The organism is Psychrobium sp. 1_MG-2023 (assembly GCF_030689115.1).
Taxonomy (GTDB): domain Bacteria; phylum Pseudomonadota; class Gammaproteobacteria; order Enterobacterales; family Psychrobiaceae; genus Psychrobium.
Genome location: NZ_JAUYVJ010000026.1, coordinates 39,857 through 57,888 on the forward strand (window position 1 = coordinate 39,857; position 18,032 = coordinate 57,888).

Sequence of the window (18,032 nt, forward strand, 5' to 3'; positions counted from 1 at the left end):
GATTGTGTCATGGGTTATTCCTAATAATTAATTTTTGCCAAAGCCCCGCAGGGAGTATTGAAAAGAACTTTAAAAGCCAAGTTAACCGCTTGGGGAAATGGAGATACGCTTTGCGTTGGTTCACGCCCTTCACTATGCGCTTAGCCGCCTCTTGGCTGGTGATCATAAATGGCATATCAAAGGTGTTTTTATCGGTTAAAGGAGTACTAACAAAGCCTGGGTGAACTAAGGTCACACCGATATCGTGTTCAAGTAAGTCTAGGCGCAGGCTATTGGCCAAGTAATCCGCCCCAGCTTTTGAAGCGCCATAAGCCTCGCTACGAGGAAAAGGTAAAATAGTCGCGCTAGAGCTCACAAACACAACTTGCCCTCCGCGCTTTACCTTAGGTAGAAAGGCTGCCAACAAGGTTCCGAGCGCGGTTAGATTAGTGGCAATGATTGCGCTAAACGCCTGATGGTCAAACTTGATCACATCGTCGATGTAGCGGCAATCGCCCGCGTTTAAGATTAAAATATCAAGCGTTGCAACCTCACTCGCAACCTGTGCGACTGCATCAGAGTCTGTGATATCAAATAAGCATTGCTGATACACTCGAGTGTCCAGTGCTGCCATTTTTTGCTGACTTCGTCCACAAGCTATCACTTTATCACTCTTAGCAAGGTATTCATCTACTAAGGCCGCTCCGATACCCGATGTTGCTCCGGTAATTAACACCATATTATCAGCCATTACTTCACCGCCTTAGCTTTTATCCATTGAATAACTCGACCAATGACAGGTAGTTGCTCATAAAGCATCGCGCCTACGTCGAGATAGTCTTGATGATGAATGACTTTATTATTTTTACCTTTGATACGAGACGTTCCTGTAACAACCACCTCTCGCCCACCATTTAGTGAGCGGTGTGTATACGTCATCTGCCAATAGAGCGCCGCTTGATCACCATCAACAATGGCATCTGTGATAAGAAAGTCACATTGAGATAAGTTCTGATAAAGGTTTGAAAAATACTGCTGTAGGTTATCTAGACCATTAACTTGATGAATTGGATCAAGGAAAGTGACATCCTTATGGTAAATAGACCCGAGCAACTCCAGATTATCGGTTGAGAGGACTTGATAAACATCAATAAAATTTTTTAACCAAAAAGGCCACTCTGCTTGTTGGTTTATTCTTCTCGGAGTCATTGTATCTACCTACCCTACACATTAAGTCCATTATCATTGTGAGAAAAACGCTAAGTCACTATTTATAAAAAGCGAGTGCGTTTAACCTAGCTTCTTTATGCTCGACAATCGCTGGCCAATAGGCTGTTAAATTGTACTTTTCTAAATAAGCATGTGGAAAGTGTATCGCCTTATTAGGGATATCTTTCAGTTCTGGTAAATACATACGAATGAAATCTCCATTAGGATCAAATCTTTCGCTCTGTCTTATCGGATTAAAAATGCGAAAATAAGGTTGAGCATCACACCCTGTGCTTGCAGCCCATTGCCAGCCACCATTATTGGCTGCTAAATCACCATCGATAAGCTGCTCCATAAAGTATTGCTCTCCCCAGCGCCAATCAATTAATAAATGCTTGGTTAGAAAGCTTGCTACCACCATTCTTAAACGATTATGCATCCAACCGGTTTGATTAAGTTGCCGCATAGCAGCATCAACCAAAGGATACCCCGTCCTTCCACATTTCCACGCTTGGAAATGCGCAGCATTATTATGCCACTGAGTATGCTGATATTTTTGATTAAAGGATTGATGCTTACACAGTCGTGGCTCATGAAATAACAGGTGTCGATAAAATTCACGCCAAATCAGTTCATTTAACCACGCGAAATTAGCGCTGTCGGGGGCCGACAATATGTCAGGGTCTGTGTTGAGTAGCTGCATTAACACATAACGTGGACTGATGAGGCCTGCGGCTAGATAGGGAGAAAGACCAGAAGTGCCTTTTACAGACGGAATATCTCGTTGCGCACTGTAATTAGCTAACTTGTCATTGAAAAATGTCGGCATTACAGTCTGCTCAACTGTAGGCGCTAATGGCCACGCATTGGATTGCCCCTCACTTAAGCTATCTACATTCGATGAGTCGCTGGCAAGTAAGCTTGTTGGCATCGCTGTCGATTGTGTCTTACCAAGATACTCAAATCCCTGTTGATTTAGGTGTTTTAGCCAAGCTCGCTTAAAAGGAGTGAACACTTTAAACATCTGTCCAGCTTGATTAAGGATGCGCCCTTTGGGCACAATAACATCAGCTTCAAACAAACGTAAATTGACACCAGCTTGTGCTATTGTCCAATCGCGTTGCTGCTCATTAAATTCAACTTCACTATTAGCAACGACTTCATCAATCCCGTCTTTTTGTGCTGCACTAATGATGTACTGCACTTGATCGGAAAAAGTATCAAGATGAACTAATGTCAGCTCAATCCCCAAGGTAGCTAATTCATCAACTAAGGCAGAGGCGTGCCTGATGATCAAATCCATTTTTATCGCTGACCAATGATGTTGCTGCCATTGCTTTTTTGAAATAAAAAAAACAGCCTTCCCAGGTTTTTTAGCGTGCTGTACGCTTAAAAAATAATGTAAGGCTGGATTATCATGAGTTCGTAAATCATTTCTAAACCACAGTAACAAGAGTACTCCTTGGGGATCTATATCGTTTAGATAGAACTAATACGCGTATCTTAATCTCAACCTGTCTGGGTACGGTGATAAATAGGACTGTTGAGCTAAATATGCTTTGGGGTATTGCAATAAGTAATGCTTAATCAATGTCAGCGGTGCCATTAAAGGGACGAGCCCTTGGCGATAGGCATTGATTTGTTCACACAGCTCTTGTCGTTCATTAGCCCCAAGGTGTTTAGAGAAGTAGCCTTGAATGTGCGATAGTGTATTAGCATGTTTTTTTCTTGTCGCAATAATTTTTAACGCCGTCATTAGACCTAAAATATATTGCTGCGCAACGTCCTCTAGGGCCATATCAGAACGAGCCAGTAAGCGCCCTAAGTTTTTATAGGCCACTAAATCATGACTCATTACAGTGTATTTATATTGGCTGTGAAAGGTGGTGAGCTTGTGTTTGGTTAATCCCGACGCATTAAGGTTTTGCCAGTGTTTGTAAGCGTAAACACGTGCGACGAAATTTTCTCGAATAAGTGGATCGTTTAAGCGTCCATTCTCTTCACACGGTAGTAACGGATTAGCCTCCATAATTTCTTTAGCAAAGGTGCCCACGCCATTTGACACTAACGAGTTCCCCTCGCTGTTATAAATCTTGACCCGCTCCATGCCACAACTTGGACTTTTTGCACAAAAAACATAACCACTTAAATGCTTGGTCATTGACGCCACTTTTTTTCCATAAGCTTTGAGTGCCTCAGTGACATCACCTGTACCATCAGGGCGAGCAACTTTGATTATATCATCTTGCTTAATTTGCCTAATTGTCGGTCTTGGGATCGGTAAACCGATAGCTACTTCTGGGCAAAATGATTGATAAGTCACATGCTGACCAAAATCATTAATACAGAAATTCGATGGTTTACTACTGCGATCAAATCGCACTTTTTCACCCACTAAGCACGCACTAATACCAATTTTTAAATCTTTTTTGTTCACTTGGTGAATCATAGTCAATTCCTTAAAAAATCGTTAATAGATAAACGTGCCTATTGGGTTTAACAACTTATTAATACCCTGAGTAAAACGCAGTGCGTCATTAGCCACGGTGTAGCATAAACAGCCCTCTGTGGAGATCGGGTTATGTTGATGACGACCATCAAGCATAATGAAATCTCCTTTAACGTATTTACCTTGTTCATCTTCAAATGAACCATCTAGGAGTAACGTTAATTCGAACCCTTTGTGAGTATGCTCTGGCACACCACCACCGGGCTCAATGTGAAGTAAACTGGTATGAATCTCTTCTTCATTTAGTTGTACGCGCGCCCGAGAAAGTTTGCCAATATTGGTACTCTTGCCTACGACCATATTGTTTAACGCTAACGGTAATGGATAAGTTTTATTATTAAATGTTATCGTTTTTTCCACTGGCGCTTTTAACTCTTCTCGCGCTGTTGAGGCTGTAATGTCACCGATCATTTGCTCAAAATCGAAGGTTTCACTATCAAAATCATGATCATCACGTTCAGTTGTAACTGATGGTGAAAAATCGGCTTCAAGGACAGATGCCGCCTCATCGGTTAACAGCGCAATTTGCTGTTGGCAGTGTGAGCACATTTGCGCATGCATCGCGATTCCCGCGGACAGGGATGCTGGTAAGTCTCCTGCAACGTATGATTTTAATAACTCAAAAGTAGGGTGATGTTTAATCATGATCTTCTCCTAACTGCACTTTGAGTTTGGAAAGCGCTAAACGTAATCGAGATTTAATGGTACCAAGGGGTAGATTTAATTGCTGCGCCAATTGCTCTTGCGACATTTCCATCAAGTAGAAGCCCTTGACCACAGCTTGTTGTGGCGCAGGTAACTCTTCAATAGCGCTGAGTAAGTTCTGGTTTTCTAAGTGATCATCATATATTTCTTCATCGCTGGCTTGCCCTTCCGCTAGCGGCCAGATGTCATCACTTAAGTTGTCTTCCTTGTTTCCTTTGATTTTACGCAGCATATCAAAGGTGACGTTACGCATGATGGTATAAATCCATGTTGTCGCAGCCCCTTTGTCAGCGTTGAACAGGTGGGCTTTACGCCACACGTTACTCATGGTTTCTTGAACGACTTCGTTTGCTTGCGCTTCATTGGGAAACTTACTGCGGGCAATGCGTAATATTTTAGGTGCAAAAAGCTTAAACAAATGCGTGAACGCTTGCTTGTCTCTTTGTTCTGCTACGCTGTTCAGCCATTGGCAAAGCTGTGGGTGATCTATTTCATCATTCATCTTAATAGATTTAACACTAGCGTCTTTGCATGGCAAGTTTGTTTGTATCACTTTACACACCATTGAATTATCCACTTGAGTATTAATACGGTTGTAAAGAACATAAGATCACTTAATTTTAAATTTATTGTGATTTTATTTATAAACAATTGATTCAATAAATTCTTTTGTCTGCTCTAGATTGTTCATATGGATGAATGAGTTTTTAACCTTCAAGCTAATAGGTAAGAGTTCAAGCCATCGTGCAACCACCCAATGGGCACATCTCAGCTCTTTCACGCGGTATAAGTCACTGAGTATCTCGTGTTGCGAAATGATGCTATCAAGTACACTACCTAGCGTTGAGATTGGTAAACTAGTCTGATGAAACTGTGACCAATGAGAGAACTTGGTCATCATTGCAAGGGACAAGCCCTGCTCATCAACTTTTTCTTGGCCAATATGCACTAATGACTGGCAATAGATATCAATTTCCAAAATACCATCCGGCCCTTGATTGAAGTCTTTTATCTCGACTAAGCTCCCCCACTTAACATGAGAGAGCCCCTGTTCAGGTGACGTGAGTTGGATGACGAAACCGCCTAGCTCTGAAGCCATACTGACCATTGATAAATATTTAGCTTCAAATATTCGCAAGCGCATTCTGCCATGAGGTAGAAGAAATACAGGCAATGGAAATATTGGTAAATTAAAATTATTCATTGTCGCTTCTTGTTTGTCATTCATACACAGTCATACGCTATCAACGCTTGGTGCGATCAGTGTGAGTTCAAATAAAACCGACTGAATGAACTAATTTAATCATTAGCGTTTGTATTTCACACACTCAAAGTGACAAAGGAGTGCCTTAATGAGCTCTCTCATTTGGGCAACACAGAGTTTATTGGTCGACAGCTCGAGGCTGCAGCTCCTACCTGAGCGTTAATCAAAAAGGCTTAATTTCACCACAAACAATAATGGTGTGTATGGGTAAGGTGCCGATAGCAAGGCGCAAAATAAAACGGATAAGTAAAGATAGTGAACACAATACAATGCCCTCAATTGAGGGCTTACGATTAAATAACTGAGCGTTTACAGCGCTTATTTTGCTGTTCCTTATCAAAAAACAAGGTGACATCCGCCACTTTAACGCCAAACTTATGCATCGATGTTTTGTTCATCACCCGATACTCATCTAGCTGATACATCCAATCATCCATCGCGACTTTGTACGTTGTCTCATCGAGTGTTAACAACAGATCGTAGTTAAATTGAAAGGCGAATCCTTGGTGGACCCCTTTGGCCACACCGTCAACATCACCGGCAGTGCCAGAATAACTACCATCTTCTAATTTGGTTAATTGCCAATTTCGGTAGCTCACCTCACCGTCATTAAAATAAAACACTTCTGCTAAGGTGCCTTGGTTTTCTTGCCATGTACCAACAATTTCAACACAAAAGCGCCGATTCACTTTATTGGTATAGTCTTGAACCATTCCCCACCCTGTCACCGACTGATTAAAGTAAGTCTTGATATCAAAGGGCTGCTGAACGGATTCATAATCGCCAATATCTGTAGAGCACCCTAATGCACTCACACTTAATAGTAATACACCCACATTCCGTTTAAATTTAATCATTATTATCTCCTAATAATTCTGCGCGAAGTTTAGGCTGACTTGTATTCTCTGATAACCAAATATCAATAAACAATTGACCAAACTGGGCATCATTTATCGCCCCGACACGCTTGCCGTTAAAGAAGAACGTGCTGCGCTGTTCGGTCATTAGTAAAGCTAAATTGTCACCATCGACAATATCAGGCCAAATCGTTTTTAGTGGTGCTAAATAAGGAGTATAAACTTCAGGTGATATATTGAGGTGTTGCCACTGCTCTACAGTACGTTTTATTAAGTCATCACTCGAAATATCAGCCTGATAGTTGATCTGATATACCAGCATTTCTTTCTGTGCGCTTATTGGGTAACGACCCGAAGTGGTTAGTAGCCGGCTTTGATATAAATCCCAAAATAGAATTGAAAATGTTGTTTCACCTAATTCGATAAATGGTGCTGAGTCCAGCGCTTCATCGAGAGATTGATAGTCACTTAACATTGCCCCTTGTTCAGATGGTTGTTCTTGATTTGCCCACCCCAATGAGTGACTAGCAATAAATAATAGTACAGCGGTTATCCCTTTAAACATGATGATACTCCTTCTCGAATATTCGTGATTTGATATAGAAAAAACTCACCATCAACAGCCCCCATACTACGCTCAATAAAGCATAGGTTTGGATGAGGGGCAAACCAAACTCAACCGCATTCAATTGATAGCCAGCAATATAACTCAATGGCGCAAGCAGGCCAGTAAGCACTTGAAATAGTATTGAACGCTCAAGAAATTTAAGGCTATGGCAAAGTGTCGCTGAGAAACAAAACCACAACGTGATTAGCCAAAATGGCAAAAGGTTAGCTCCATCAAAAATAAAAATATGACTTAACTGCAAAGCAGAATCGACACAGATACCAATGATGCTGATAGTTGCTATCAACCTTGCTTCCTTAGCAGGTGCAGTTGATATCCACATTAAGTGACAACACAGCCATACGAGAGCGATAGGAATAAATAAATTCCCCCAAAAAACTAAGCCGAACCACATCAGATTAAAACCAAGTAAATTAAGCAGCAACAAAACCATACCTAAGTTTGCAATGAACGTTAGTAAGTAATACGAATCAAATAGCGATTAGGTTCAAAAAACATGTGAATTTATTTAAATGAAGAGGCTGTAAATATTAAGCAGTTCGACCCATGTTGTTGTACTATGATGCGATTAAACAAAGAGCTGATTGCACACTTAAACAGGAGTTCCCGTTGTATCAATTATATTACTACCCATGTAACGCCAGCATGGCACCGCATTTTATGCTGGAAGCATTACGCACGAAATATCAGATTGAATTTGAGCTCCTTAAAGTAGACCGTAAAAATAACGCACAAAAGTCAGCGCAATACTTAGCGTTAAACCCTGCGGGGCGCATCCCGACCCTAATCGATAGAGAGCAGGCTATTTTTGAAAGCCCAGCTATTTGCATTCACTTGGCTGAACAGCATCCGCAAGCGAAGCTAATCCCTGCCATTGGTACTAGCGAACGTGCTAAGTTTATGCAATGGATGATGTATTTAACTAATACATTACAAGCCGAATTAATGGTCTATTTCTACCCAGAAAAACACTCAACAGATGTGACTCACGCAGCGGCAATTAAACAAGCTCAAGACCAACGGGTTAGTGATATTCTGGCGTTACTCGATAATGAATTAGCGAACTCCACTTACCTCGTGGGTGATAGCATCAGCGCCTGTGACTACTTCCTGTTTATGCTCGCTGTGTGGGCTGATGAGATCACCAAGCCACCATTAGAATTTACTCATCTTGCTCGTTATTTACGTCAGTTAGCTAAGCAGCCTGAAATTATTAAGGCGTGCGAGACTGAAGGAGTGAGTTTGGCGCTTTATCAAGAGAATAAAGCATAGAATCATTAAATTGGATGGATAACCATGGCCCGTTTTGTTAATAAGTATTCGATTCTGACTACCGTCGGCTTACTTTTTCTTAGTTTCTTTTTCTTCATCAGTTTGTTGGGTGAAAATCATAAAATAGATAATCAAATAAAAGATTACCTTACCCAAATTCAAGCAGGAAATTATACTAAGTTATGTCTGCCGATTGCTTCTCATCAAACGGATACCCAAGCGTTAAATGAGCTACCCTGTCAAAATAAGAACTTCCTTTTACTGATTAGTTTATTAGAAAGCTTCTCACTATTAGACACTTCCAACTATGAAATCACCGTGAAACGCCATAACTTTTGGGTTCCTTTCATTTCAGACAGCCGTGTATCTGTCGGGGTAAGCCTATCCACCAAACAAGATAGAACGTTAACATCGGTACTAACGAGCCCTGAGCATCATTACATAGATAACCTATTCTCTGTAAAACGAGAAGGCTCTGGCTGGAAAATCGACGCTATCAGAATTAACCACGAACAATTCATCAATATAGTCCAGAACAACCAAACCTCTCTCGATTTTGAGAAATTTATCAGCCAGACAGAAGACGGCTTTAGACTTCATCACAATGTCATAAAAAAAGCGGATATGTCAGCAAAAGAGAAACATGTATTACGATTTAATTTAGAAAAAGTTGCTTCGTTGCTATGAAAAACAATCATGGGAAAAGCCACACTAATAGAAACGGCAAGGGTGATTGGTTTATTGATGTGATAACGAAATAACAGTAACAAAAATAGCCCACGGAAGATAACTTCTTCGAATATTGCCCCCATAATCATTACAGGAAAGGGGATGCCAGGAGTGACTCCCTCCTTAAATCGAGCTCATTTGAATAGAGGGGCATTAAGATTAAACCCACCTAATGAATGACAAAAAACTTACCCCCATTAATAGTTCGAGTGAAAGTAATACGTATAAAGAAAAAAACACCCCCTTCATTTTTCTAGGCCCCAATTTAAGGGCGTTGAAGCCCTTTCGTTATACTTAGTTAGATAAAGAAAGTTAATCAAAACCTTAATTAGCTTCCTGTACTATCATTAATTACTTTCGTCGCCTTTTTCTGACCAATACAACCTTTCAACAGCTATACATTGAAATTGAAAAAATACTAGGCCGCCAACTCCACCAAAAATTGCTATTAACCAAGGGTTGTCAATTTTTAATATATATTGAGCAAACATCAGTAATAGAAAAATACAAAAGAACCCCATATAAGGCCAACCTGTTTTAAAGGTTTTTCCATAGAGTTTTTTGTATACGAGTTTTTTTTCAGAATTTGACATTCCTTCTTCAAGGTGGAGCTGCTTATATGAACGATAAAACATAATCGAGCCTTTTATTTGCTTTACTTTCTAACTCACAAGAAACTGCACTCTTTAATACTGATAGAACCTCAGAAAAGAGAATTCATTACTTTCAATAAAATGACGTAGGTAATTCAATTTAAAAAATTAGTTTTCCTACTTTTTTGTCAAAGTAGTCAGACAGGAATTCCCTTTTAACTTATATATAAAAATACCAATCAAGAAACCGCTTAAATGTGCGGAATGGCTCGCATCATTTGATAAAATACTTAGCGACAATTCACTAAAAGCTAATATTGAGAGAAGAGAAATAATTATATTAAAATATTTTTTTTCATAATAATAACTAATTGCATAGGCTAGGAGTGTATACGCCCCACCTGATAAACCTAGTAATGCATCGAACGGAGTATGGTAAAAATGATTAACAGAAAAAGTTACTACATGAGAGCCAACAGCCCCTACATAAAATACGTAGAAAGTTAATAACGTCTTACGCATTGGAACCATTGAAGCGATGAGTATAGTCAATATGGTATTTACTAACCAGTGCTGAATGTCACTATGAAATAATGGGCCTAATAGAAATCTCCATAAAGAACTGATGCCAATTTCTGGATAATAATTTCCAAAAGAAATCACTAGTGTTTCAAAGTCACCTAGCAGCCTTGATAAATAAAACTGTGTAAGAATAATAAAAATTAAAAAGGGTGCGAAGGTTAGAAGAACGCTCGGAAAGGACTTTTTAAGTTCAAACAGAAACTCCACTTTTTGCTTGCAGTTATCAATACTCTTGGTACTTAAGCCCATATCCATTAATGCTATACTCAACAACATTACAAACAAAGTAATATGTGCAGTAGGCTGTGTAATGTCTCTAAAAAGAAATACAAAAGAAACTAATAGCATTGTAAAAAGTAGAAGAATAAAACTTTTCTTTACAGAATTTTTATAAGACTTAAAAAAACTATTTCCCAATGTAGAGTGGTGTGTAGGCAGGACAAAACTTCCGTTATCATCTTGGATAAGCCAGCCTTCAATAGGCCTCCATTCTTTAATAAATAATTCCACTGATTCCAGCTTTTGGGGAGTAGTATTATATCGTTTCACATTCATGCAATTAACCTAAACTTATGACTAAATGAGTACTACAGCAAACAGCCGTAGTACCACCGACTAACTTAGTCTTCCATCAGTGCAACACATGCAAGGACAGCAGCTGTAGCTATTAATCCCACACCAGTCATTCCGACAGCAAATGCAGCACCGGCAATAGCAGCTTCTGCAATTGCACCTTTCTCTGCACTCAACCCGCCATTAACCTGATCCATTTCACTCACACTTAATTCACGCATAATATTGTTCTCCATATCACCGATAAACTATCGGTATGTTTTTCATTATTTAGTTGATTGTATTAATGCAAAAACCAACCATTCCTTTTTACTTCATGCGGCGACAACCTCACTGCGCTGCCGCAAACTTAAGCTAGTCAACAAAATTGCATTGTGCAAATTTTATTCACAATTATTTTTATCACTTATTGTTTAGTAACAAAAAAGAACTAACATTAGCTTCGGTGAGGTGATTGTTTTAATATGGCATAGGTAGTGGTAATAAGGTTTTAAGCCAAGACAGCTAAGGTTAAGCCATCATTGATACACTATATTATTTGTACATATTTCCTAAAATAAGCGTCGTAACGCCCACTTAAATTAGAACAACTTCAATTAATGACTAAAAAAACTGATGACAAGCCAACGGCTGAAGAAAAAAAGAGCAAAGCAACGAAAAGCAAAACAGCTAAATCTTGGCGTAAGAAGCTATTAGTCTTAAGTGCTAAGCTGTTGCTAGTGATGTTTGCGGTTATTGGCGGCTATGGTATTTACCTTGATGGTAAAATTGAACAAAAGTTTTCTCATGACCACTGGGATATTCCAGCCAAAGTGTATGCTCAGTCATTAAGCCTTAAGCCAAGACAAGCGATAGCGCGTAATCAGGTCATTAATGAACTTGAAGAGTTAAATTATCGACGTGTTAGTAACCCAAGCTCTCCCGGTGAGTACTCAGTTTCAAAGACAAAAATCGATATCAATCGACGTGCCTTTAATTATGTTGACGGCCCCCACCCCGCTAAACGTGTAATGCTCAACTTCAAGGGCAGCTACCTTTCATCAATTACCACCCGAAACAATAAAGAGTCATTAACGCAATTTAATATTGAGCCTAAACTATTACAGCGTATTCGCAACAGCAGTAAAGAAGATCGATTATTTGTACCTCGAGAAGAGTTTCCTGAACTCCTTATTGCAGCGCTAATTCATATTGAAGATCGTAAGTTCTATCAACATAAAGGTATCGCTCCGCTATCAATTATTCGCGCCATGGTTGCCAATATAAAAGCTGGCCGTACTGTTCAAGGTGGTTCAACGTTAACTCAACAGCTAGTGAAGAATGTTTTTCTTACTCGTGAGCGTTCATTGTGGCGAAAGGTCAAAGAAGCTTATTACTCAATTTTAATCGAGTTTAAATATTCAAAGGATGAGTTACTTGAAATATACCTTAATGAGGTTTTCCTTGGACAAAATGGTGCGTTAAGTGTCAATGGTTTTGGCTTGGCTAGTGAATTCTATTTCGCCCGCCCAATCAATGAATTAACACCAGATCAAATCGCATTACTTGTCGCGATGATCAAAGGTCCTAGCTATTATAACCCTAAGCGTTATCAAGAGCGTGCGTTAAAACGCCGTAATTTAATTTTACGTCAACTCTTAAGTGAAGATTATATTTCAATCGCTCAGTATAAAAAGGCCGTTGACGCTAAACTCGGTTTAAAAAATAGTGTTGCTAAAAACGGTGAGTTTCATGGATTTATGTCGCTGGTTCGCCGCGAGTTAGCAACTCGTTTCACCCAAGACTTTTCTAAGAGCTCAGGGATTTCTATTTTCACCACCTTAGACAGTAGTGCACAGCGTTTTGCTCAGCAAAGCTTAACAAAACGAATTAAGCTGCTCGAGAAGTCAAAAAAGACCAATGATTTAGAAGGCGCAATGATTGTTGCCAATTATAAAACAGGGGAAATTAAAGCGATTGTTGAGGGGAAAAATAAAAACTTTGCTGGCTTTAATCGTGCTCTCAATGCAGTACGCCCTATAGGATCTTTAATTAAACCTTTTGTGTTAGCCACAGCCCTTGAGGATGCCGCGCGTTATAATCTAGCGACCCCACTTAAGGATAAGCCAATTTCCCTTAAAGACGGCGAAGGTAATACTTGGAAGCCGCTCAATTACGATAAAAAATATCGTGAACAGACCAACTTATTCGATGCCTTAACTCATTCTTATAACATTCCTTTTGTAAATCTTGGTATGGACGTGGGCCTTGATAATATCTCTTATACCTTAAATCGTGCAGGCTGGAATAATGAAGTTAAGTTGTTACCATCGATGCTACTTGGTGCACTCGAGTCAAGCCCATGGCAAATGACTCAGCTGTATCAAAGCCTAGCTAACCAAGGCGAAAAGCTCACACTACACGCGGTGATTGCTGTCACCAACGACAGTAACGACACGTTTTATGGGTATAATAAAATCCCCGTGCAAGCCATTAGTCCTCCAGCCGCCTATTTAACAAAATATGCTATGGCACAAGTTACAAAAACAGGCACAGCAAAATCTTTAACTTGGCGTAATAAAGGCAAACGATTAGCTGGTAAAACGGGAACAACCGATGACTTACGGGATAGCTGGTATGCGGGGTTTGATAATAATGAAGCTACCGTGGTATGGCTTGGCCGTGATGATAATAAACCGACAGGCTTAACGGGGAGTTCCGGTGCTTTAACCGTCTATAGTGACTTTGTAAAACAGCGTGGCGGCGTTTCACTTTCGCTAAAACAGCCAACACAAATCACCACGGGTTACTTTAATAGTTTCAGTGGTGTCGCTAGTGCTAAAGGCTGTCGTGATGCTGTCACGATGCCTGTATTAGCTGCAGCATGGCAAGGTGGGCATGGTTGTAATACACCTAAGAAGAAGCAATCTGTATTTAGTGATTTCTTTGATAGTTTTACAGAATAGTAGCGCGGCATTGAGTAAAGCGAGATCCTGACTAAAAGCATGTCAGGACGACGAAGTGGTGGCATGTCAAGACGTCACAGTGGTGGCATATCAGGACGTCACAGTGGTGGCATGTCAGGACGTCACAGTGGTGGTATGTCAAGACGTTACAATGGTGGCATGTCAGGGTGACAAAGTAACGAAGAGTAGCTTACCGATTCTTCGTTACTAATATCGTTTCTAATACCGCAGCGGCGACGATTAATGCGCCACCAATATAGACCATGCTACTAGGCCATTGCCCTAAAATGAGAGCTGCCAGTGCCACACCATAGAGAGGTTGCAAACAGGAGATTAAGCCTGCGGTTTTAGCCGAGAGTTGCCTAAAGCAATGTGCTAAAAACGCATGGGGCGCGGCAGTAAAAATAACCGATAACACCACTAATAGGCCCAGCTCACCAACAGCACCGTCGTGCCATACACCCGTCATTTCTAGCGGGTTAAAATCAACAAATGACACCAACATCAATGACACAACCAAGGTTTGGTAGAACATGGCTTGGGTGCCTTTATAATGACTGAAATACTGTTTATGCAGCACATTGCGCAGCGCAAATAAAAAGCCAGACACCACCCCAATCACCACACCAAGTGTTGTATCATTTTGCATAGAAAGTTCAGGAACAAGCAGTAATACCCCGATAAAAACGGCGATAGCGCAGAGTATGTCACGACGGTGGGCACGGGTTTTATTAAACAGTGGTTCTAGAAATACGGTGACCACGGGATAACAAAAAAATGCCAACATCCCAACGGCAACTCCCGCCAATTGCATTGCATAAAAATAAGTGACCCAGTGTAAACCAATCAGCACGCCTAGTATTAAAGCGACTTTATAGTCTGTGGCATTGTTTAGTAATAAGTTGTCACGCTGAAACTTGATCATCACGGCTAATGCACAAGCAGCTAAACCACTACGGAACATAGTAATATCAAGTGCAGACCAAGGGAGAAGGTGTGAAAATAACGCAGTACCGCCAAAAAGCAGTACTGCGAAATGAAGTTGAACTAAGCTTTTACTTTGCTCGTTCACTCAGACAATTAACTTGCTGAATCAGTTGATTCGTCAGAGGCTTGCTCTGTTAAATCCTGTGCAGCTTCAACGTTTGATGCTACCGATTGCTTGGTTGCTTTTAATTGAGCCATTGGCTGACCTAATCGTGTCACCACTTCTGGCTCAAGATAAGGTTCGAACTGCTCAAGCATTTGATCACCGAACAACATCACCACTGTACTACCTAGTTTAAAGCGCCCCATTTCATCACCCTTTTTGAAGGTGATAGCTTCATCACCATCAGCAGGATAATCCCAGCTATCTAATTGGTTGCTTGGTGGTGTCACTGTGCCGTGCCATGTAGTTTCAATGCTAGCCACAATTGTTGCACCAACTAACACCATCGCCATCGGGCCAAACTCAGTATCAAAAATCGCAGCAACACGCTCATTACGAGCAAATAGCCCAGGAACATTTTGTGCTGTTAGCGGGTTAACAGAAAATAAGTCACCTGGCACATATACCATTTCACGCAATGTGGCATCCATTGGCATGTGAATACGGTGGTAATCTTTTGGCGCTAAATAGATTGTCGCAAAGTGCCCGTTGGCAAATGGTTTAGCACGCTCTTTATCGCCGCCAAGCAAAGTAAAGGCAGAATAATCATGGCCTTTAGCTTGAATAATACGCCCGGCTTTTGTTGGGCCTAACTGGCTTACACAACCATCAACGGGTAATACAACATCGGTGTCACTAATTGGACGTAAGCCCGGCTTTAGTGCGCGAGTAAAGAAATCGTTAAAGGTACGATATTCTTTAGCACTTTCACGCTCAGCTTCTGACATATCGATGCCATATTGCTTAATAAACCAGTTGATAAAACCCGTTGTGATGCCGCCACATTCTTTTGCTGCAAAACGCCCCATCAAGCGTGATATTCCATGCTTAGGTAAACAATATTGGCTAACAATTTTAAACTTATCGGTAAAACTCACGGATACTTCCTTAATTAGAACCGCCTGGGTGGCGATTTGGTTTATTATTTTCTAGTGAATCGAGAATACGATGATAATTTTCAAAGCGCTCGAAATCAATTTTTTCATCTTCTACAGCTTGAGCCAAGATACAACCGGGGTCATCTCGGTGTTTACAGTCTCTAAACTTACAGCCGCCGAGAAAGTCTCTAAACTCAATAAAACACCACGCAATACGCTCTGGGTCTAGATGCCACAAGCCAAACTCACGCACACCTGGGCTATCAATTAAATCACCACCGTGTTCAAAATGAAGTAGTTTTGCAGTGGTAGTCGTGTGCATCCCCAAACCTGATGTGTCAGAGATATCACCCACTTGTAGCTCAGCATTAGGCATCAGGGCATTAATTAACGATGATTTACCAACACCCGATTGACCAACAAAAATGCTGACCTTATCTTTGAGCATTTGATTTAATTTTTCAACACCTTCTCCCGTATGACTCGACAGCATGATTACTTCGTAACCAATTTGGCGATACGGTTCTAGCATTTCATCAAGTAATGCCATGCCTTCATCATCCAATAAATCAATTTTATTTAAAACAATGATTGGTTTGATTTCAACGTCTTCAGAGGCTACTAGATAGCGGTCTACGATTTGAGTGGAAAAGGCAGGAGCAACAGAAGAAACAATAAAGATTTGATCGATATTAGCGGCAACAACCTTAATGCCGTCATAGAAGTCAGGGCGAGTTAATTCACTAACACGCTCATGAACTGCTTCAACGACCCCGCTAATACCAGATAAAACCTCATTACCTTTACGCCAAACAACCTTGTCACCAGTAACTAGCGAGCCTGCGGTGCGGCGGATGTTACAACGAAAGACTTGTCCTTCGTTATCTTCAATATCAGCATGTTGGCCATAACGACTAATTACCAAGCCCGTTTCTTGAGTACCAAGCTGGTCAGCCTGCCACTGGACTTGTTGCTCTTTCTTCTTCGATGACGATATACGTTTTTTTTGATTGGAGCTAACGCGGCGCTGTTGCCCCTTCGTTAATTTCTTTTGTTTAGCCAAAGGTTTCTTCTAAATGTGTCTTGAATGAGTAAAGATTGTCTTAATCATACTATGTACAGCACAAAATAACATAGATAAAGGCGATTATTGAATGGTAGATTGAGCAAAACTAACCCGTATCAATAAATAATAAGAGAGATTAGCGCTTACTCTCAATACACTGATATACTATCAGCATTAAAAATTAGCCAAGAAGTTCTTTATGCAATCATCACAGAAAAATAAGCACAACCTCGTTTGGGTCGATTTAGAAATGACAGGGTTAAACCCTGACACTGACCGCGTGATAGAGATTGCAACCATCGTGACTGATAGTGAATTAAATACACTCGCTGAAGGGCCAGTATTAGCCATCCACCAGCCTCAATCGGCTCTTGATGCGATGGACGAGTGGAATACTACTCATCATAACGCCTCTGGATTAGTCAAACGTGTTCAAGAAAGTACAATCTCAGAACAAGACGCGATTGAACAAACGATTGCCTTTCTAACGCCATGGGTTGGACAGGGTGAATCTCCAATGTGTGGTAATAGTATCGGCCAAGACCGCCGTTTTATGGCGCGTCACATGCCTGAACTAGAGGCCTTCTTTCACTATCGTAATATTGATGTGAGCACAATAAAAGAGTTAGCGCGCCGTTGGGAGCCCGAAATGCTCAAAGGTTTTTCAAAGCAAGGTACTCATAAAGCCTTAGACGACATTAGAGAGTCCATTGCTGAGCTGCGTTATTACCGCGAGCATTTTTTTAAGCAATAACGATTTTTTTGTCAATTTAGCGCATAAAAATGACAGTTTTTAAGCAATCGAGCCGCTAAGCGAAAAAAACACTTGCAGCTTAGCTCAATTTACTTATAATGCGCTTCACTTTCTTAGGCACCAGTCTTAGAAAGCGTAGTAAATATTGCGACTTTAGCTCAGCTGGTAGAGCGCGACCTTGCCAAGGTCGAGGTCACGAGTTCGAACCTCGTAAGTCGCTCCAATTTACTATCTATCCAATATAGACAATGTTTATATATGATGCGACTTTAGCTCAGCTGGTAGAGCGCGACCTTGCCAAGGTCGAGGTCACGAGTTCGAACCTCGTAAGTCGCTCCA

21 protein-coding genes and 2 tRNA genes are annotated in these 18,032 nt (G+C 40.7%); 6 read left to right on the forward strand and 17 right to left on the reverse strand.

Annotation, left to right across the window (positions count from 1 at the left end):
• Positions 1–7: 7 nt before the first annotated feature.
• The 10 genes from Q8W26_RS13440 to Q8W26_RS13485 all read right to left on the reverse strand — a co-directional run bounded on the left by Q8W26_RS13440 (position 8) and on the right by Q8W26_RS13485 (position 7,584).
• Positions 8–730, reverse strand: a complete 723-nt coding sequence (locus tag Q8W26_RS13440; RefSeq protein ID WP_101213971.1) for an SDR family NAD(P)-dependent oxidoreductase — start codon at positions 728–730, stop codon at positions 8–10.
• Positions 730–1,188, reverse strand: a complete 459-nt coding sequence (locus Q8W26_RS13445) for a nuclear transport factor 2 family protein (protein ID WP_101213970.1) — start codon at positions 1,186–1,188, stop codon at positions 730–732. The genes Q8W26_RS13440 and Q8W26_RS13445 overlap by 1 nt, the downstream gene beginning before the upstream one ends.
• Before the next feature lie 58 nt (positions 1,189–1,246).
• Positions 1,247–2,641 (reverse strand): deoxyribodipyrimidine photo-lyase, encoded by a 1,395-nt coding sequence (gene phrB, locus Q8W26_RS13450; protein WP_101213969.1) that lies wholly within the window; start codon positions 2,639–2,641, stop codon positions 1,247–1,249.
• A 36-nt stretch (positions 2,642–2,677) separates the two neighbouring features.
• Complete coding sequence (locus tag Q8W26_RS13455) at positions 2,678–3,637, reverse strand: DUF1722 domain-containing protein (RefSeq protein ID WP_101213968.1); 960 nt, start codon at positions 3,635–3,637, stop codon at positions 2,678–2,680.
• Positions 3,638–3,658: 21 nt separating this feature from the next.
• Complete coding sequence (locus tag Q8W26_RS13460; protein ID WP_101213967.1) at positions 3,659–4,342, reverse strand: ChrR family anti-sigma-E factor; 684 nt, start codon at positions 4,340–4,342, stop codon at positions 3,659–3,661.
• Entirely contained in the window at positions 4,335–4,967 is a 633-nt protein-coding gene (locus Q8W26_RS13465) for a sigma-70 family RNA polymerase sigma factor (RefSeq protein ID WP_101213966.1), read from the reverse strand. Before Q8W26_RS13465 ends, Q8W26_RS13460 begins: the two co-directional genes overlap by 8 nt.
• 72 nt (positions 4,968–5,039) lie before the next feature.
• Positions 5,040–5,630 (reverse strand): LON peptidase substrate-binding domain-containing protein, encoded by a 591-nt coding sequence (locus Q8W26_RS13470; protein WP_101213965.1) that lies wholly within the window; start codon positions 5,628–5,630, stop codon positions 5,040–5,042.
• Positions 5,631–5,959: 329 nt separating this feature from the next.
• Complete coding sequence (locus Q8W26_RS13475) at positions 5,960–6,523, reverse strand: DUF3833 domain-containing protein (protein ID WP_101213964.1); 564 nt, start codon at positions 6,521–6,523, stop codon at positions 5,960–5,962.
• A complete protein-coding gene (locus Q8W26_RS13480) occupies positions 6,516–7,088 on the reverse strand; it encodes a chalcone isomerase family protein (RefSeq protein WP_101213963.1) in 573 nt (190 codons plus the stop codon). Before Q8W26_RS13480 ends, Q8W26_RS13475 begins: the two co-directional genes overlap by 8 nt.
• Positions 7,081–7,584 carry a DUF2878 domain-containing protein gene (locus tag Q8W26_RS13485; RefSeq protein ID WP_101213962.1) on the reverse strand — a complete coding sequence of 168 codons (504 nt, stop codon included), beginning with the start codon at positions 7,582–7,584 and terminating at the stop codon, positions 7,081–7,083. The genes Q8W26_RS13480 and Q8W26_RS13485 overlap by 8 nt, the downstream gene beginning before the upstream one ends.
• A 113-nt stretch (positions 7,585–7,697) precedes the next feature.
• Between Q8W26_RS13485 and Q8W26_RS13490 the strand changes: the two genes are divergently transcribed.
• Together Q8W26_RS13490 and Q8W26_RS13495 are read left to right on the forward strand one after the other, a co-directional pair.
• Positions 7,698–8,423: a glutathione S-transferase family protein gene (locus tag Q8W26_RS13490; RefSeq protein WP_370694284.1), complete on the forward strand. Its 726-nt coding sequence runs from the start codon at positions 7,698–7,700 to the stop codon at positions 8,421–8,423.
• Between the two features lie 24 nt (positions 8,424–8,447).
• Positions 8,448–9,110, forward strand: coding sequence for a hypothetical protein (locus tag Q8W26_RS13495; protein ID WP_101213961.1), 663 nt, complete (start codon positions 8,448–8,450; stop codon positions 9,108–9,110).
• Here Q8W26_RS13495 and Q8W26_RS17940 read toward each other — a convergent pair.
• The 4 genes from Q8W26_RS17940 to Q8W26_RS13510 all read right to left on the reverse strand — a co-directional run bounded on the left by Q8W26_RS17940 (position 9,023) and on the right by Q8W26_RS13510 (position 11,121).
• On the reverse strand, positions 9,023–9,241 hold the full coding sequence (locus Q8W26_RS17940; RefSeq protein ID WP_153071480.1) for a type II CAAX prenyl endopeptidase Rce1 family protein: 219 nt from the start codon (positions 9,239–9,241) through the stop codon (positions 9,023–9,025). The two genes, Q8W26_RS13495 and Q8W26_RS17940, sit on opposite strands and share 88 nt — an antisense overlap.
• Positions 9,242–9,499: 258 nt before the next feature.
• A complete protein-coding gene (locus Q8W26_RS13500; RefSeq protein ID WP_101213960.1) occupies positions 9,500–9,787 on the reverse strand; it encodes a hypothetical protein in 288 nt (95 codons plus the stop codon).
• Between the two features lie 135 nt (positions 9,788–9,922).
• A complete protein-coding gene (locus tag Q8W26_RS13505) occupies positions 9,923–10,882 on the reverse strand; it encodes a rhomboid family intramembrane serine protease (RefSeq protein WP_101213959.1) in 960 nt (319 codons plus the stop codon).
• A 65-nt stretch (positions 10,883–10,947) separates the two neighbouring features.
• Positions 10,948–11,121: a hypothetical protein gene (locus Q8W26_RS13510; protein ID WP_305473647.1), complete on the reverse strand. Its 174-nt coding sequence runs from the start codon at positions 11,119–11,121 to the stop codon at positions 10,948–10,950.
• Positions 11,122–11,499: 378 nt separating this feature from the next.
• Between Q8W26_RS13510 and mrcB the strand changes: the two genes are divergently transcribed.
• Positions 11,500–13,845: a penicillin-binding protein 1B gene (gene mrcB, locus Q8W26_RS13515; protein WP_101213958.1), complete on the forward strand. Its 2,346-nt coding sequence runs from the start codon at positions 11,500–11,502 to the stop codon at positions 13,843–13,845.
• 190 nt (positions 13,846–14,035) lie between these two features.
• Here mrcB and Q8W26_RS13520 read toward each other — a convergent pair whose 3' ends face one another.
• From Q8W26_RS13520 to rsgA, 3 genes are all read right to left on the reverse strand, one after another.
• Complete coding sequence (locus Q8W26_RS13520; RefSeq protein ID WP_101213957.1) at positions 14,036–14,917, reverse strand: DMT family transporter; 882 nt, start codon at positions 14,915–14,917, stop codon at positions 14,036–14,038.
• 8 nt (positions 14,918–14,925) lie between these two features.
• A complete protein-coding gene (gene asd / locus Q8W26_RS13525) occupies positions 14,926–15,804 on the reverse strand; it encodes an archaetidylserine decarboxylase (protein ID WP_101214005.1) in 879 nt (292 codons plus the stop codon).
• A 79-nt stretch (positions 15,805–15,883) separates the two neighbouring features.
• The gene (rsgA, locus tag Q8W26_RS13530) at positions 15,884–16,936 is read right to left on the reverse strand and encodes a small ribosomal subunit biogenesis GTPase RsgA (RefSeq protein WP_101213956.1); all 1,053 of its coding nucleotides are present in this window, start codon (positions 16,934–16,936) and stop codon (positions 15,884–15,886) included.
• 202 nt (positions 16,937–17,138) lie between these two features.
• Between rsgA and orn the strand changes: the two genes are divergently transcribed.
• The 3 genes from orn to Q8W26_RS13545 all read left to right on the forward strand — a co-directional run bounded on the left by orn (position 17,139) and on the right by Q8W26_RS13545 (position 18,032).
• Positions 17,139–17,693, forward strand: coding sequence for an oligoribonuclease (gene orn / locus Q8W26_RS13535; RefSeq protein WP_101213955.1), 555 nt, complete (start codon positions 17,139–17,141; stop codon positions 17,691–17,693).
• 147 nt (positions 17,694–17,840) lie between these two features.
• Positions 17,841–17,916, forward strand: a tRNA-Gly gene (locus Q8W26_RS13540).
• A gap of 40 nt (positions 17,917–17,956) precedes the next feature.
• Positions 17,957–18,032: transfer RNA gene (locus Q8W26_RS13545), tRNA-Gly, on the forward strand.